General features: G+C 45.1%; 1 protein-coding gene. It reads right to left on the reverse strand.

What is annotated here, in order from left to right:
• Positions 1 to 120 precede the first annotated feature (120 nt).
• A complete protein-coding gene (gene lpfA-O113, locus E0D98_RS25195) occupies positions 121 to 693 on the reverse strand; it encodes a long polar fimbria major subunit LpfA-O113 (protein WP_000827806.1) in 573 nt (190 codons plus the stop codon).
• Positions 694 to 719: the final 26 nt, after the last annotated feature.

Here is a 719-nt window from a genome sequence, read left to right on the forward strand (position 1 = left end):
GTATAATCGCGGTAAATAACTTACATGAAACTGTTGTTTTAAAGAGCCTGATTAAACAACTTTTTCTGGACATAACGACTCCCTGGCCAAAGCCAACTGAATAAAAAGGCCCTTGATAAATTATTTCTTATATTCGACAGTAAATTGTGAATCCGCGTTCGCCGTACCAGCCGTTACGGTCGCATTGGTTGCCACATAGCGTGCAATAAACTTCATTTCAGCCTTGCCTTCAGCATCGATAGCGGTATAAGCAGAGTCGTTATAAAGTTTAACCTGCGAATTATCGGACTGGTTAAAAATACGAATACCAACGCCGGTTGCCGCAATCGCTTGTCCTGTACCGGTAAAATCACCAGGGTTGCCTGCTGTAAGCGGCGTACCCACTTTCAGGTCGCCGTCGCCGCCAGGCGCTTCTGTACCATCAAAACGAACGGCTGCTTGAGTGTACGTTGCCGGGCAATTTTCAAGTTTAATACTGAACTTCTGTGGCGACGCCAGACTACCTACACCTGAAAATGCATTTTTACTGACTTTACCCAGTGGGACAATTTGATCGGCTGTATCGGAGGTAACTTCACAAGTAGTGTCGACAATTTCACCGACGAAGTGAACAACACCATCTTCTGCCAGTGCATGCCCGGCCAGCATTAGAGATGCCAGAGTGAATGCACCGCCTATAATATTACGCTTCATAAAAACTCCATTGATATAATATATCC

It is taken from the genome of Escherichia sp. KCJ4928 (assembly GCF_004352695.1).
Classification (GTDB): Bacteria; Pseudomonadota; Gammaproteobacteria; order Enterobacterales; family Enterobacteriaceae; genus ECMA0423.

Coding starts and splice junctions, on each gene's coding strand:
- lpfA-O113 (WP_000827806.1), bottom strand. CDS start 693: ATGAAGCGTAATATTATAGGCGGTGCATTCACTCTGGCATCTCTAATG.